The sequence below is a fragment of the Catellatospora sp. NPDC049133 genome (assembly GCF_040648455.1).
GTDB classification, from domain to species: Bacteria; Actinomycetota; Actinomycetes; order Mycobacteriales; family Micromonosporaceae; genus Catellatospora; species Catellatospora aurea.
In genome coordinates this window covers 1-13,990 of record NZ_JBEZDT010000060.1, presented here as the reverse complement: position 1 = coordinate 13,990, position 13,990 = coordinate 1, and the positions used below count along the sequence as shown (strand labels likewise).

Sequence of the window (13,990 nt, the reverse complement as noted above, 5' to 3'; positions counted from 1 at the left end):
GTCACAGCGATGTCCGGGAACCAACTCGCGGGTACGGGCGACAATGTGTCCCATGGGAGTGGGCATGGGGTGCACACAGGCACGTGAACTGCTGTCGGCCCGCCTGGACGGCGCGGACGAGCCGGGTGAACGCGCGGCGGTCGACGCGCACGTCGACGGCTGTGCGGAGTGCGCGGACTGGTGGCAGCGGGCGGAGTCGGTGACCCGGCTGGCCCGGACCGCCGCGGCGTTGCCGGTGCCGGGGCTCAGCGAGCAGGCCCTGGCGGCGGTGCTCGCCGCGGCGCCGACCCCGCCGGTCCGGCGCGCCCGGTTCGACGTCGCCGCCTTGCTGCGGCGGGCGCTGCTGGTCGTCGGGCTGGGCCAGTTCCTGCTCGGCGTGGCACAGATCAGCAGCCTGGCCGCGGCGGAGCGGCACGCGCACGGCGTGGTCGGCTCGGTGTCGTCGGGCCACCTGTGGCACGAGTCCGCGGCCTGGAACGTGGCGATCGGGGCGGCCCTGGCCTGGCTGGCGTGGCGGCGTACCCGCCCGGCGGCGCTGCTGCCGGTGATGACCGCGTTCGTGATCGTGCTCAGCCTGCTGACCGTCAACGACGCGCTCGCCGACCGGGTCGAGGCGGGCCGGGTGCTGTCGCACGGGCTGGTGCTCGCCGGATACGGGCTGCTGCTGGCGCTGAACCATCCGCGCCTGCGCGGCGACGGGCCGTCCGACCGCGCCGCCCGGCCGCGAAGCCCTTGGTCGATCCGCGGCGAGGACGAGGGGGAGGGCCCGCTCGCGCCGGTCTATCCGTTCCCGGTGCGGGTCGGCGTCACCCGGAAGGTGACGGTGAAGCAACGCCGCGCGGCCTGAATGTCGGACCCGTCCGGTAGACGTCGGGTTGACGTCAACCTCGCTTGAGGTTCTACGGTGACGGCGGCGGGCCCACCCCGCCCGCACCGGTCCGTACGGGAAGGCACAGCTCGATGAGCATGGAAATGGCGGCGTGGAACTCCCTCTACCACGCCATGAACGCCCAGGACGAGCGGCGGCCGTTCTCGCTGGCGACGCTGCGGCGCATCCTCGGGTTCGCCCGGCCGCACCGCCGGCAGCTGCTGGCCTTCCTCGCGCTGAGCGTGGTCGGCGCGGTGCTGGCGGTGGCCACGCCGATCCTGGCCGGCCGGGTGATCGACACGATCACCGACGGCGGGCCGGAAACCACGGTCGTATGGCTGGCGGTGATCATCGCAGGGCTGGCGCTGGCCGAGGCCGGGTTGAGCCTGGCCACCCGTTGGCTCTCGGCGACCATCGGCGAAGGGCTGATCCTCGACCTGCGCACCGCCGTGTTCGACCACGTGCAGCGGATGCCGGTCGCGTTCTTCACGCGTACCCGCACCGGCGCGCTGGTCAGCCGGCTCAACAACGACGTCATCGGCGCGCAGCGGGCGTTCAGCGACACCCTGTCCGGGGTGGTGGCGAACCTGGTCATGCTCGCCCTGACCCTGGTCGTCATGATCCAGCTGTCCTGGCAGATCACCCTGCTGGCGCTGGTGCTGCTGCCGGTGTTCGTGCTGCCCGCCCGGCGGATGGGCAACAAGCTGGCCCGGCTGGAGCGCGAGGCGGCCGAGCACAACTCGGCCATGAGCACCAACATGACCGAGCGCTTCTCCGCCCCCGGCGCGACGCTGGTCAAGCTGTTCGGGCAGCCCGAACGGGAGTCGGCCGAGTTCGCGTCACGGGCCCGGCGGGTGCGCGACATCGGTGTGCGCACCGCGATGGTGCAGTGGGTCTTCGTGACCGCGCTGATGCTGGTCTCCTCGCTCGCGCTGGCCCTGGTGTACGGCCTGGGCGGGGTGTTCGCGCTGCGCGGCACGCTGGACGAGGGCGCGGTGGTGGCGCTGGCCTTGCTGTTGGCCCGCCTCTACGCCCCGCTGACCTCGCTGGCCAGCGCACGGGTCGAGGTGATGAGCGCCCTGGTCAGCTTCGAGCGGGTGTTCGAGATCCTCGACCTCAAGCCGCTGATCGCCGAGCCCGAGCAGCCCAAGCGCATCCCGGACGGCCCGGTGTCGGTGCAGTTCGACGGCGTCGACTTCGGCTACCCGTCGGCGGACAAGGTGTCGCTGGCGTCGCTGGAGGAGGTCGCCGTCCTCGACACCCGCGGCGGCGCGCAGGTGCTGCACGACGTGTCGTTCACCGCCGAGCCTGGCCAGCTGGTGGCGCTGGTCGGCTCGTCCGGGGCGGGCAAGTCCACCATCGCGCAGCTGCTGCCGCGGCTGTACGACACCGACGGCGGCACGGTCCGGCTGGCCGGCGTCGACGTGCGCGACCTGGACGCCAAGACGATCCGGCAGACGCTGGGCATGGTCACCCAGGACGGCCACCTGTTCCACGAGTCGGTGCGGGCCAACCTGCTGCTGGCTCGGCCGGAGGCCACCGACGAGGAGCTGTGGGACGCGCTGCGCCGGGCGCGGCTCGCCGAGCTGGTCGAGGCGCTGCCCGACGGGCTGGACACGGTGGTCGGCGAGCGTGGCTACCGGCTGTCGGGCGGCGAGCGGCAGCGGCTGACCATCGCCCGGGTGCTGCTGGCCAGGCCGCGGGTGGTGGTGCTCGACGAGGCGACGGCGCACCTGGACTCGACGTCGGAGGCGGCGGTGCAGGAGGCGCTGGGCGAGGCCCTGGCCGGGCGCACCTCGGTGGTCATCGCGCACCGGCTGTCCACGGTGCGGCAGGCCGACCAGATCCTGGTGATCGAGGCCGGCCGGGTGGTCGAGCGCGGCACACATCCGGACCTGCTGGCCCGCGACGGCCGCTACGCCGAGCTCTACCGCACCCAGTTCGACCAGCCGGTCGGCAGCGCCGCCTGACCTGCGGCGGAGCATGGTGAGTGTTAGGAAGGGCACCTTCTACAACGCGGAGCGTTGTGAAGGTGCCTTCCTTTCATTCGCGCAGGGCGCGCAGGAAGCCGTGGCGGTGCAGTGACCAGGCCAGGCGGCGGGCGGTGCGGTGGCGGGTGAGCAGGACGACCAGCCGGCGGGCCAGGGACCAGCGCCGCTCCTCGGCGCCGTCCTCTGCCGCGCGTAGCAGCAGGTCGCGTACCTGAGGGGTGGCCAGGGCGGCGTGGAGCTGGGTGCGGACGCGGGGGTCGTTGAGAGCTGAGGCGATGGCGACGGCGAGGGCGGGGCGGTCGGGCAGACCTTCGGCGATCGCGGCGGACAGCTGGAGGCGGATGTCGTCGGACTCGACGAGCAGCAGCACCGCCCGGCGGATCTCGGGGGAGTCCAGCGCGGAGCGGAGCAGGTCCATGGCGCGGCGTTCCTGCTCGTGGTCGCGGTCCTCGGTGGACAGCGCGGCGAGCAGGGCGGTGACCTGGTCGAGGTCGATCAGGTGCTGCAGGCCGGCCCGGAACTCCGGCCGCTCCCAGGCGTACAGCAGTGCCCGGATCAGGTTGCGGTTCATGGCGACTCATACCCACCGACGTGAGGTGGTGAAACCAGGCCGCTGACCAGGATCGTCACTCCACTTTCGATCGTGGGGTCAAAACTTTTCATCGCGCCATCGGAAAGTATGGACACCTCGATGAAAAGTCCTTAGTGTGTCCGTCACAGCTCCACAATGTTTCGTCGATGTAACCGGCGGCGCGGTTACCCCCTCAGCCCACCCCGGCATCAGGCGCGACGGCGCGCGCCCTGCCTGGCATACCCCCAGTCAGGAAGGGTTGGACGGCAATGTCCCAGAGACATCCACGTAGGCACATCAAGCTATGGCGTGCGGCGGCAGCCGCACTGTTGATGACCGGGTCGGCCCTGACGGCCGTCGCCACCACGACCGCCCCCGCGGCCGCGCACACCATCGACCCGACCAAGTTCCAGCAGATCGAGATGGCCCGCGGCGTCGCCGAGATGGGCGAGCCGATGTCGCTGGCCGTGCTGCCGGACCTGTCCGTGCTGCACACCGCCCGCAACGGCACCCTGCGCCGCACCAACGCGGCCGGGACCACGTCCGTGATCGGCACCATCCCCGTGTACCAGCACGACGAGGAGGGCCTGCAGGGCGTCGGCGTCGACCCGGGCTTCGCCACGAACCGCTACATCTACCTCTACTTCGCCCCGCCGCTGTCCACCCCGTCCGGCGACGCGCCCGCGACGGGCACGAACTGGACCCAGTGGCAGGGCGTCAACCGGCTGGCCCGGTTCACCCTCAACGCCGACTTCACGGTGAACATGGGCAGCCAGGTCAACGTGCTGGACGTGCCAGCCGACCGGGGCCTGTGCTGCCACGTCGGCGGTGACATCGACTTCGACGCCGCGGGCAACCTGTACCTGTCGACCGGTGACGACTCGAACCCGTTCTCCTCGGACGGCTACTCGCCGCTCGACGAGCGCACCGACCGCAACCCCGCCTACGACGCGCAGCGCTCGGCGGGCAACACCAACGACCTGCGTGGCAAGATCCTGCGCATCAAGGTCAACGCGAACGGGTCGTACTCGATCCCGTCGGGCAACCTGTTCGCGCCCGGCACGGCGCAGACCCGCGCCGAGATCTACGCGATGGGCTTCCGCAACCCGTTCCGGATGAGTGTCGACAAGGCCACCGGCGTCGTTTACGTCGGCGACTACGGGCCGGACGCGGGCACCACCAACGCGAACCGGGGCCCCAGCGGCCAGGTCGAGTTCAACCGGATCACGTCGGCGGGCAACTACGGCTGGCCGTACTGCACCGGGGCGAACACCAGCACCGAGGTCTACAACGAGTGGAACTTCGCGACCGCGTCGACCGGGCCGAAGTACAACTGCACCGGCGGCCCGACCAACAACTCGTTCCGCAACACGGGCCTGTCCACGCTGCCCGCCGCCCGCCCGGCCTGGATCAAGTACGGCGGGGACAGCGGCACGCCGACCGAGTTCGGCGGCGGCTCCGAGTCCCCGATGGGCGGCCCGGTCTACCGGTACAACGCCTCGTCGACCTCGACGGTGAAGTTCCCGCAGGACATGGACGGGCAGTTCTTCGCGACCGAGTTCGGCCGCGGCTGGATCAAGCCGATCCACGTCAACGCCGACGGCTCGCGCGGCACCATCGACGCCTTCCCGTGGACCGGCAAGCAGGTCATGGACTCGGCGTTCGGTCCGGACGGCGCGCTGTACGTGCTCGACTACGGCACCGGCTACTTCAACGGCGACGCGAACTCGGCGCTGTACCGCTTCGAGTACATCGGCACCGGCAACCGGGCCCCGATCGCCAACGCCGACGGCACCCCGACCGCCGGGGCGGCACCGCTGACCGTGGCGTTCTCGTCGGCCGGCTCGTCGGACCCGGAGGGCGGCGCGCTGACCTACTCATGGGCGTTCGGCGACGGCACCACCTCCACGGTGGCCAACCCGAGCAAGACGTACAGCACCAACGGCACGTACACCGCGACCCTGACCGTGCGCGACCCGCAGGGCGCGACCGGCAGCGACTCGGTCGTCATCACGGTCGGCAACACCCCGCCCGCAGTGACCATCAACAGCCCCGGCAACGGCCAGCTCTTCGCGTTCGGCGACACGGTCAGCTACTCGCTGACGGTCACCGACGCCGGTGACGGCACGATCGACTGCGCCCGGGTCAAGCTGACCTACGTGCTCGGCCACGACCAGCACGGCCACCAGATCACGTCGAAGAACGGCTGCTCGGGCACCATCACCATCCCGGTCGACGGCGAGCACGACGACGCGGCGAACATCTTCGCGATCTTCGACGCGGAGTACACCGACAACCAGGGCCTGACCACGCACACGCAGCACACGCTGCAGCCGCGGCACCGCCAGGCCGAGCACTTCGGCACCTCGTCGGGCATCAACACGTTCACGAAGACGACGGCCGAGGGCGGCAAGACCGTCGGTGACATCCACAACGGGGACTGGATCTCGTTCACGCCGTACCGGCTGAGCAACGCGACCGGCTTCACCGCGCGGGTGTCCTCGGGCGGTGTGGGCGGCACGCTGCAGATCCGCGCCGGGTCGGCCACCGGCACCGTGCTCGGCTCGGCCACCGTCCCGGTGACCGGCGGCTGGGAGACGTTCACGACGGTGACCGGCACCATCACCAACCCGCCGAACACCACCACCCCGCTGTACCTGACCTTCAGCGGCGGCACCGGGGCGCTGTACGACCTGGACTCGTTCACCTTCACCACCGCGGCGGGCGTCGGCCCGATCACGGGGCTGGCGGGCAAGTGCCTGGACGTGCGCAGCGGCGCGACGGCCGACGGCACGCAGATCCAGATATACACGTGCAACGGCACCGGCTCGCAGACCTGGACGCGTAATGGCCAGACGTTGCGGGCATTCGGCAAGTGCCTGGACATCGCCGGCGGCGCCAGCGCCGACGGCACCAAGATCCAGCTATACACCTGCAACGGCTCCGGCGCGCAGAACTGGACCTACCAGACGTCGGACCAGACGCTGCGCAACCCGCAGTCGGGCAAGTGCCTCGACGTGTCGGGCAACAACTCCGCCGACAGCACCATCGTCCACCTGTGGACCTGCGGCACCAACGCGGCCAACCAGAAGTGGACCCTGCCCTGATCGACCCGGTCCGGACGGGCAGCCCCGCCCGTCCGGACCGCTCCCGTCCGTGAAAGGAGCAACATCGTGCGTATCCTCCGACCCGTGCTCGGTGCGGCAGCCGCCGCGCTGACCGTGGTGGCCATGACCGCCTGCCCGGCGGCGGCCGCCGACGCCCCGTACGACGTGCTGGTCTTCTCCAAGACCGCCGGCTTCCGGCACGACTCCATCGCCGTGGGCACCCAGGCCATCCGGGACCTGGGCGCGGCCAACAACTTCACCGTCACCGCCACCGAGGACGCGGCCCAGTTCAACGCGAGCAACCTGGCCCAGTACGAGGCCGTGGTCTTCCTCAACACCACCGGTGACGTGCTCGACGCGACCCAGCAGACCGCGTTCGAGAACTACATCCGCTCCGGCAAGGGCTACGTCGGTGTGCACGCCGCCGCCGACACCGAGTACTCCTGGTCCTGGTACGGCAGCCTGGTCGGCGCGTGGTTCGCCTCGCACCCGGCGATCCAGCAGGCCAACGTCAAGGTCGAGGACCGCGGTCACGCCGCGACCGCGCACCTGCCGCAGACCTGGACCCGCACCGACGAGTGGTACAACTACCAGACCAACGCCCGCAGCACCGCGCACGTGCTGGCGACGCTCGACGAGTCGTCGTACAGCGGCGGCGGCATGGGCGCCGACCACCCGCACGCCTGGTGCAAGGCGTACGACGGCGGCCGCTCCTTCTACACCGGCGGCGGCCACACCCAGGCCTCCTACAGCGAGACCAACTTCCGCAACCACCTGCTCGGCGGCATCCGCTACGCGGCCGGACGCAGCAAGGCCGACTGCCGCCCCGAGACCGGCTACACGCCGATCTTCAACGGCTCCACGACGGGTTGGTCGCAGGCCGGGCCGGGCAGCCTCACCAACTCCGACGCCACGCTGACCACGGTCGGCGGCATGGGCCTGTACTGGTACAGCGCCAAGCAGTACACCTCGTACTCGCTGAAGCTGGACTGGAAGCTGACCGGCGACTCGAACTCGGGCATCTTCATCGGCTTCCCGCCGTCGACCGACCCGTGGTCGGCCGTCGACAACGGCTACGAGATCCAGATCGACGCCACCGACGCGGCCGACCGCACCACCGGCGCGGTGTACACGTTCCAGTCGGCCAACATCGCCGCCCGCGACGCGGCGCTCAACGCCGCCGGCGAGTGGAACACCTACGAGCTGCTCGTCGAGGGCCAGCGCCTGCGGATCTACCTCAACGGCGTGCTGATCAACGACTTCACCAACACCAACGCCGCCCGTGACCTGGCCGGCCACATCGGCATCCAGAACCACGGCGCGGCCGACACCGCCCAGTTCCGCAACATCCGCATCAAGGAGCTGGGCACCCCGCCGGTCGGCGACGTGACCGTGCAGGCCGAGTCGTTCAGCAGCCAGAGCGGCGTGCAGGCGTTCACCAAGGCGGGCGCGAACAACGGCCAGACGCTGGGCTACATCGAGCCGGGCGACTGGGCGGCGTACAACGGCGTCAACGTCGGCGGCGCGACCGCCTTCCGGGCGCGGGTCGTGTCCGGCGGCGCGGGCGGCGGCATCCAGGTGCGCACCGGGTCCACCACCGGGCCGATCCTGGGCACGGTGGCGGTCCCCAACACGGGCGGCTGGTCCACGTTCGCCAACGTGCAGACCACGCTGACCGGGGTGCCGTCGGGCAACCAGAACGTGTACCTCACGTTCACCGGGACCGGGACCGGCCTGTTCGACGTCGACGACTTCACCTTCGTGAAGACCGCGACGCCGGGCACCGGGCCGATCAAGGGCCTGGCCGGCAAGTGCCTCGACGTGCGCAGCAGCGGCACCGCCGACGGCACGCAGATTCAGATCTACACCTGCAACGGCTCCACGGCGCAGACCTGGACCCAGAACGGGCAGACCCTGCGCGCGCTGGGCAAGTGCCTGGACATCTCGGGCGGCGGCAGCGCCAACGGCACGAAGATCCAGCTGTGGACGTGCAACGGCTCCGGCGCGCAGAACTGGACCTACCAGTCCTCCGACCAGACCCTGCGCAACCCGCAGTCGGGCAAGTGCCTGGACGTGTCGGGCAACAACTCCGCCGACAGCACCGTCGTGCACCTGTGGCAGTGCATCGCGGGCGCGGCCAACCAGAAGTGGACCATGCCGTAACGCAGGAAGTGGCGGGTCGTCGGCATGCCCGGCGGCCCGCCGCTCATATCCTGTTGCGACGCCGGTCCTGAGATGCGATCATGAGCGCCATGATCTCCTGTGTACGAAAGGGCGTGCGCGCCCTCGCGGTATGACCGCCCCGCGGCACGAACGTGCCGCCTCCTGGCAGCAGGCAGCCGCCGTCCGCGACGAATGGCACGGCCACGGCACGGCCGTCGGACCGACCGAACAGGCCCTCGCCGAACAGGCCCTCACCGAGCTGTATCGCCGAGTCGGCCGCCCCCGACCCGAGTTCGTCTGGGTCCGCTCTCCCCACGAGGCTCAGCCGCTGGTCCGGCACCTGCCGACGCTGCAGGACCTCTACCTGTGGGCCACCGATCCGCCGCCGGGCCGACGTGCCCCGCTGGCCAGTGACCTGGCCGCCTCCCTGTCCAGGCTGCGCGGGGCCATGGACGACCGGATCGCCCCGCCACTGTTCGACCCCAAACCACCCAAGCGGGACAAGGGTCAACCGTGGCCGAACCAGACGGCGGAAGCGGCTCTGGCGTACGGCGTCCCGTTCGTCGACATCGTGCGCCGCCACGTGCGCGAAGCCCTCTACACCTCACTCGCCCACGGCATCTACCTGCCCGGCAAGCGACTGCTGGGCGGCCCGAGCCCCGTCTGCTGGTACGGCCAGCAGGAGGCGCACTGGATCGCCTACTACGAGGTGTGGCGACGGCTCGGCCTGGCCGTCTACGGCACCGCGCTGGACGCCGAACTCGACGGCTGGCAAACGCTCGCCCGCTCGGCCGGCTGGTTCTGGCCCGACGAACAGCGTTGCGTCATCTCCGCCCGGCCGGTCACCGGCACGACCTTCGCCGACGGCTGGACGATCCCCGCCACCGCCTGAAACGAAGGGCATCGTCGGCTCGCGTCAGCGAGACGAGCAGCAGCTCGGCACATCGCTATGCGTTGTGGAAGGTGCCCTTCCCAACACGCCGAGCCCGTCGCGACGACGTGTCCGCCCGCCACGGGGGTGGGCGGCCGCGTCGTCATGGCATCACCAGGGCCGCCGGGCCGCGCCTTCGAGTTCGGGCATCGCGGACCGGGCCTCGGCGGCCAGGACGGTCAGCATCCGCACCGCCTCGTCGAGGGTCGCGTACTTGCCGGTCGACGTGGCGTCCTCCGGGTGCGGGGTCTCCAGCCACAGGCCGCCCTGCTCCCAGCGCAGCTGGACCACGGCGTCCGAGGCGCTCACCGCGCACAGCCAGGAGTTCGTCCGCGTCGGCAGGCGGCGCAGCACGTCCAGCACCTCGGGCAGCATCATGGGCACGCTGGGGAACGCGCTCCCGCCGTCCGGTTGGCTCTCGTACGTCACCTCGAGCAGTCCTGGCTCGTCCGGCGCCTGCGGGTCGTCGTCGCCGGTCAGCAGCCGCAGCCCGTCGAAGCGGCCCACGCTGCGGCCGTCGTCGCTGAACAGGCGGGAGCCCTCGCGGCGCAGTTCGACGGGGGCGCCGCCGCCCTCGACCCGCACCGCCACGCCCTTGGGCAGCCAGGGCAGTTCCAGCATGGCCAGCGCGGTGGCGGTCATCCGCGGCGCGAGCCGTCGGCCCTTGGCGGCATGCACCCCGAGTTCCGGTTCGGCCGGGTCGTACGGGGCGTACGCGGCCATCCGGCCATGACGGCGGCGCGCCCAGTCCACGCGTACGTGGATGCGCTGGCCGGGTGACCCGCTCCAGTCGACCCGCAGGCCTTCGGCGCGCAGCGCGGCGACGATCTCCTCGCCGATCTCCGCGGTGGCGGGCTGCCCGATCGGCCCGTAAGCCAGGTACAGCCCGCCGCCCTCGGCGCAGCGCTCGGCATCCTGCTGGTGGTAGAAGACGTAACCGCGGGCCGGCATGGTGTCGTGCACCTGGTCGCCGATCTCGGTCGCGCCGCAGTTCTGGCAGCAGGTGAAGTCCTCGCGGGCCACGATCCCGGCCGCGTCGAGCGCCCGGAACGCGTCGGTGAGCCGGTCGCTGTCGGTGCGCGCGGGCCAGTTCCGCTGCGCGTCGAGGTGCGCGGCGAACGCCGGCCCGACGAGCCGCCAGGCCAGCGTCCGCAGATCGTCGGGTTCGGCCTCGCCGTCCAGGCACTCCACGATGTCGTCGACGATCGCCGCACACGGGAAACTGCCCCGGGCCACCGCCCTGCGCGCGTGGTCGGCAGCGGTCCGCGTCAGTTCTTCGTTCTGCACGGACGGCACCGTAGCAGCGCGCCCTCGGCCGCGGACATCCCCTGCGGGAAGGTCTTGTCTACACCGTAGACCTAAGTCTACGGTGTAGACATGAGCGCGACGGCGGCACGGCTGGTGGAGATCGCACGCGAGATCCTGCTCGCGGAAGGCGCTGCGGCGGTGAGCATGCGGCGGGTGGCGACGGCGGCCGGCGTCACCCCGATGACCATCTACCGGCACTTCGCCAACCGCGAGGCGCTGCTGGCGACCATCGCCGACGCCAGCTTCGCCGAGATCGCCGAACGCTGGGCCGCCCGGCCCGCGGCGGCCGACTTCGACAAGCGCGTGACCGAGCTGCTGGACGACCACCTCGACTTCGCGCTCGGCCAGCCGCACCTGTACGACTTCGTGTTCACCGACCCGCGCGAGGGCGCCCGGCGCTGGCCCGACGACTTCCGCGCGGGCGGCTCGCCCTCGATGAACCTCGTCGCCGACGCGCTGACCGGCGGCATCCGCCAGGGCGCACTGCGCGACCAGGACGTGTGGCCGCTGGCCCTGACCGTCGCCGCGCTCATCCACGGCCTGGTCCAGCTGTTCCGCGGCGGCCGGATCGACCTGCCGGAGCCGGACTTCCGCGCACTGGTACACCAACTCGTCGGGAAGGTGCTGGATGGCAACCGAGCTTGAGATCGCGCCCGAGTGCACGCAGGCTCCGGAGCAGGCGGCCCGGGGCAGGGAAAGCGGGCTGGTGACGCTCGCCGTCGCCGTCTCGGCGGCACTGGTGTGGTTCGGCACCGGACTCGAACCCGTGCCGTGGCTGACCTGGCTGGCCCCGCTGCCGGTGTTCGCGGTGGCGGGCCGGGTGTCCGGGCGGGCCGCGTGCACGGCCGCGTTCCTGGCCTGGGCGCTCGGAAGCCTGAACATGTGGACCTATTACACGGTGACCCTGGAGGTTCCGGTCGTCGTGGTGGCCGGGTTCCTGGTGCTGCAGGCGCTCGCCTTCACCGGAGCCGTCGCCCTGTACCGCCTGCTGCTGCGCCGGGGCAGTCCGGTGTCGGCCGCGCTCGCCGCACCGGCCGCGTGGGCCGGTGCCGAGTACCTGATGTCGCTGTTCTCGCCCGGCGGCTCGTTCTCCGCCATCGGCTACACCCAGGCCGAGGTGCTGCCGGTGATCCAGGTGGTTTCGGTGACCGGGATCTGGGGCGTCGGCTTCCTGCTGATGTCGCTGCCCGCGATCGCGGCCGCGGTGGCGGCGGAACGCACGGCGTGGCTCCGGCTGCTGTCGACGGCGGCCGTCCTGATCGTCGGCGTCACGGGATACGGCGTGCTGCGCCTGGCGGGTGCGCCGGACGGTCCGAGCACGACGGTCGCGCTCGCCGACGTGCGGCAGTCCGAGGACTCGTTGCCGATCGCGTCCGCCGAGGCCCAGCAGGTCTTGAAGGACTATCTGGACCGGGCGGCCGAGGCCGGCGCCGCCGGCGCCACCGTGCTGGTGCTGCCGGAGAAGGTGTTCAAGGTGACCGAGCCGGAGCTGGCCGACCTCGGTCGCAGGATCGGCGACGTGGCCGCGGCCTACCGGATCACGATCGTCGTCGGGCTCACCCTCAGGGACCCGGCCGGCGTGCACAACATCGCGATGGCGTACGGCAGCACGGTCGCGGTGCGGTATGACAAGCAGCACCTGGTCACTGGATGGGAGAACCACATCACGCCCGGGGAGCGGCTCGTCTGGCTGCCCGGCTCGCGCACGGGTCTGGCGATCTGCAAGGACCTCGACCATCCGCAGCCGGTGCGGGGTTACAGCAGGCAGGACACGACCGTGCTGCTGGTTCCCGCGCTCGACTTCGACCGGGACGGCCGACTGCACAGCAGGATCGCGGTGGCACGCGGGGTGGAGAACGGTATGACCGTCGTCCGGTCCGCCGGGCGCGGCCGCCTGGTCGCCGCCGACTCCCGTGGTCGCCTCGCCGCCGACACGGTCACCGGAACGGCGGTCACCGCCACCACGGTGACGGTGCGGGCCGGGTCGGGCGCCACGCCGTATGCCCGGTTCGGGGACTGGTTCGCGTGGCTGTGCCTGCTGCTCGCCGCCGTCGGCGTGCTCGGGTCGCGCCGGGTGCGTCGCTGACGGCTGCCGACCAGACTGGCACGGTGCGCCTACGCTGGCGGACGTGGCTGCGGGTGCGCCCTCATCAGGGCAGTCGGGGCGGGAGGTCGTCCTCGCGCTGCCGTTCACCGAGCTGTGGCTGGCCAGGAACAGCCCGGCGCGCCGGGTGCCCAGCCACGGCACCGACCTGATGGGCTCGCGGTACGCGATCGACTTCGTCGGGGTGGACGAGCGCGGCCGCAGCGCGGGCCACCGCGACTGGCGCACCGTGCTCGCCACCGAACGGCCCGACCGCTACTTCGGTTTCGGCCGCCCGATCCTGGCGCCCGCCGACGGTGTCGTCGTGGCGGCGCACGACGGCGAACCCGACCACGCCGGGCGGCGTTCGCAACTGGCCCTGGTGCCGTACATGCTCGGCCAGGCGGGACGGCTCCGGCAGGGGGTGACGGCGATCGCCGGCAACCACGTGGTCATCGAGTTGCGCGAGAGCGGCGCCTTCGCGGCGCTGGTGCACCTGCGGGCGGGATCCCTGCGGGTGGCCGCGGGCGCCTTGGTGACGGCGGGCCAGCAGCTCGCCGACTGCGGCAACTCCGGCAACTCGACCCAGCCGCACGTTCACCTGCAGGTCATGGACAGCGCCGACCTGTCCGTCGCCCGTGGCGTGCCGATGACCTTCCGGCACTTCCGCGAACGGGTCCGCGGCTCCACGCAGTTCCTGATCAGACAGACCGGGATGCCGGGCGAGGGCGCGATCGTCGCACCGCTGGCCGCCACCGACGTGAATCGCTGACGCGCCGGCGGCATCAGGTCGATACCATCGATGCGATGACGGGCAGCTGACACTGGACGTGTCCATCCTGGTCGCCGCGCAACTGTGCGAGTCGGGGCCCGGTCGATCCGTAGTGACGGCCGCTGCCGGGACAACATGACGCCATCTTCACGCTCACGCACGCGCTGCCGAGTTTCGTGCTGTACGCCCTCGCGGT

General features: G+C 71.5%; 10 protein-coding genes. 8 read left to right on the top strand and 2 right to left on the bottom strand.

Annotated elements, in window-relative coordinates:
- The first annotated feature begins 64 nt into the window (after positions 1 to 64).
- On the top strand, positions 65 to 847 hold the full coding sequence (locus tag AB0B35_RS39910; protein WP_361056444.1) for a zf-HC2 domain-containing protein: 783 nt from the start codon (positions 65 to 67) through the stop codon (positions 845 to 847).
- Positions 848 to 1,002: 155 nt separating this feature from the next.
- Positions 1,003 to 2,838: an ABC transporter ATP-binding protein gene (locus AB0B35_RS39905; RefSeq protein WP_361056517.1), complete on the top strand. Its 1,836-nt coding sequence runs from the start codon at positions 1,003 to 1,005 to the stop codon at positions 2,836 to 2,838.
- Between the two features lie 73 nt (positions 2,839 to 2,911).
- Here the strand turns inward: AB0B35_RS39905 and AB0B35_RS39900 are convergent, their stop codons facing one another.
- Positions 2,912 to 3,430: a hypothetical protein gene (locus tag AB0B35_RS39900; RefSeq protein WP_361056441.1), complete on the bottom strand. Its 519-nt coding sequence runs from the start codon at positions 3,428 to 3,430 to the stop codon at positions 2,912 to 2,914.
- A 269-nt stretch (positions 3,431 to 3,699) separates the two neighbouring features.
- Between AB0B35_RS39900 and AB0B35_RS39895 the strand changes: the two genes are divergently transcribed.
- The 3 genes from AB0B35_RS39895 to AB0B35_RS39885 all read left to right on the top strand — a co-directional run bounded on the left by AB0B35_RS39895 (position 3,700) and on the right by AB0B35_RS39885 (position 9,592).
- A complete protein-coding gene (locus tag AB0B35_RS39895; RefSeq protein ID WP_361056438.1) occupies positions 3,700 to 6,537 on the top strand; it encodes a PQQ-dependent sugar dehydrogenase in 2,838 nt (945 codons plus the stop codon).
- A gap of 123 nt (positions 6,538 to 6,660) precedes the next feature.
- The gene (locus AB0B35_RS39890; protein WP_361056514.1) at positions 6,661 to 8,700 is read left to right on the top strand and encodes a ThuA domain-containing protein; all 2,040 of its coding nucleotides are present in this window, start codon (positions 6,661 to 6,663) and stop codon (positions 8,698 to 8,700) included.
- Positions 8,701 to 8,830: 130 nt separating this feature from the next.
- Positions 8,831 to 9,592, top strand: coding sequence for a hypothetical protein (locus AB0B35_RS39885; RefSeq protein ID WP_360534210.1), 762 nt, complete (start codon positions 8,831 to 8,833; stop codon positions 9,590 to 9,592).
- Between the two features lie 150 nt (positions 9,593 to 9,742).
- Here AB0B35_RS39885 and AB0B35_RS39880 read toward each other — a convergent pair whose 3' ends face one another.
- Positions 9,743 to 10,918, bottom strand: coding sequence for a hypothetical protein (locus AB0B35_RS39880; RefSeq protein WP_361056435.1), 1,176 nt, complete (start codon positions 10,916 to 10,918; stop codon positions 9,743 to 9,745).
- Positions 10,919 to 11,008: 90 nt separating this feature from the next.
- Between AB0B35_RS39880 and AB0B35_RS39875 the strand changes: the two genes are divergently transcribed.
- Genes AB0B35_RS39875 through AB0B35_RS39865 form a run of 3 tightly spaced genes read left to right on the top strand, consistent with a single transcriptional unit; the run spans position 11,009 to position 13,794 of the window.
- Positions 11,009 to 11,584 (top strand): TetR/AcrR family transcriptional regulator, encoded by a 576-nt coding sequence (locus AB0B35_RS39875; protein WP_360534206.1) that lies wholly within the window; start codon positions 11,009 to 11,011, stop codon positions 11,582 to 11,584.
- A complete protein-coding gene (locus AB0B35_RS39870; protein WP_361056432.1) occupies positions 11,568 to 13,025 on the top strand; it encodes a nitrilase-related carbon-nitrogen hydrolase in 1,458 nt (485 codons plus the stop codon). The genes AB0B35_RS39875 and AB0B35_RS39870 overlap by 17 nt, the downstream gene beginning before the upstream one ends.
- A 43-nt stretch (positions 13,026 to 13,068) precedes the next feature.
- Positions 13,069 to 13,794 carry a M23 family metallopeptidase gene (locus tag AB0B35_RS39865; RefSeq protein ID WP_360534202.1) on the top strand — a complete coding sequence of 242 codons (726 nt, stop codon included), beginning with the start codon at positions 13,069 to 13,071 and terminating at the stop codon, positions 13,792 to 13,794.
- Positions 13,795 to 13,990: the final 196 nt, after the last annotated feature.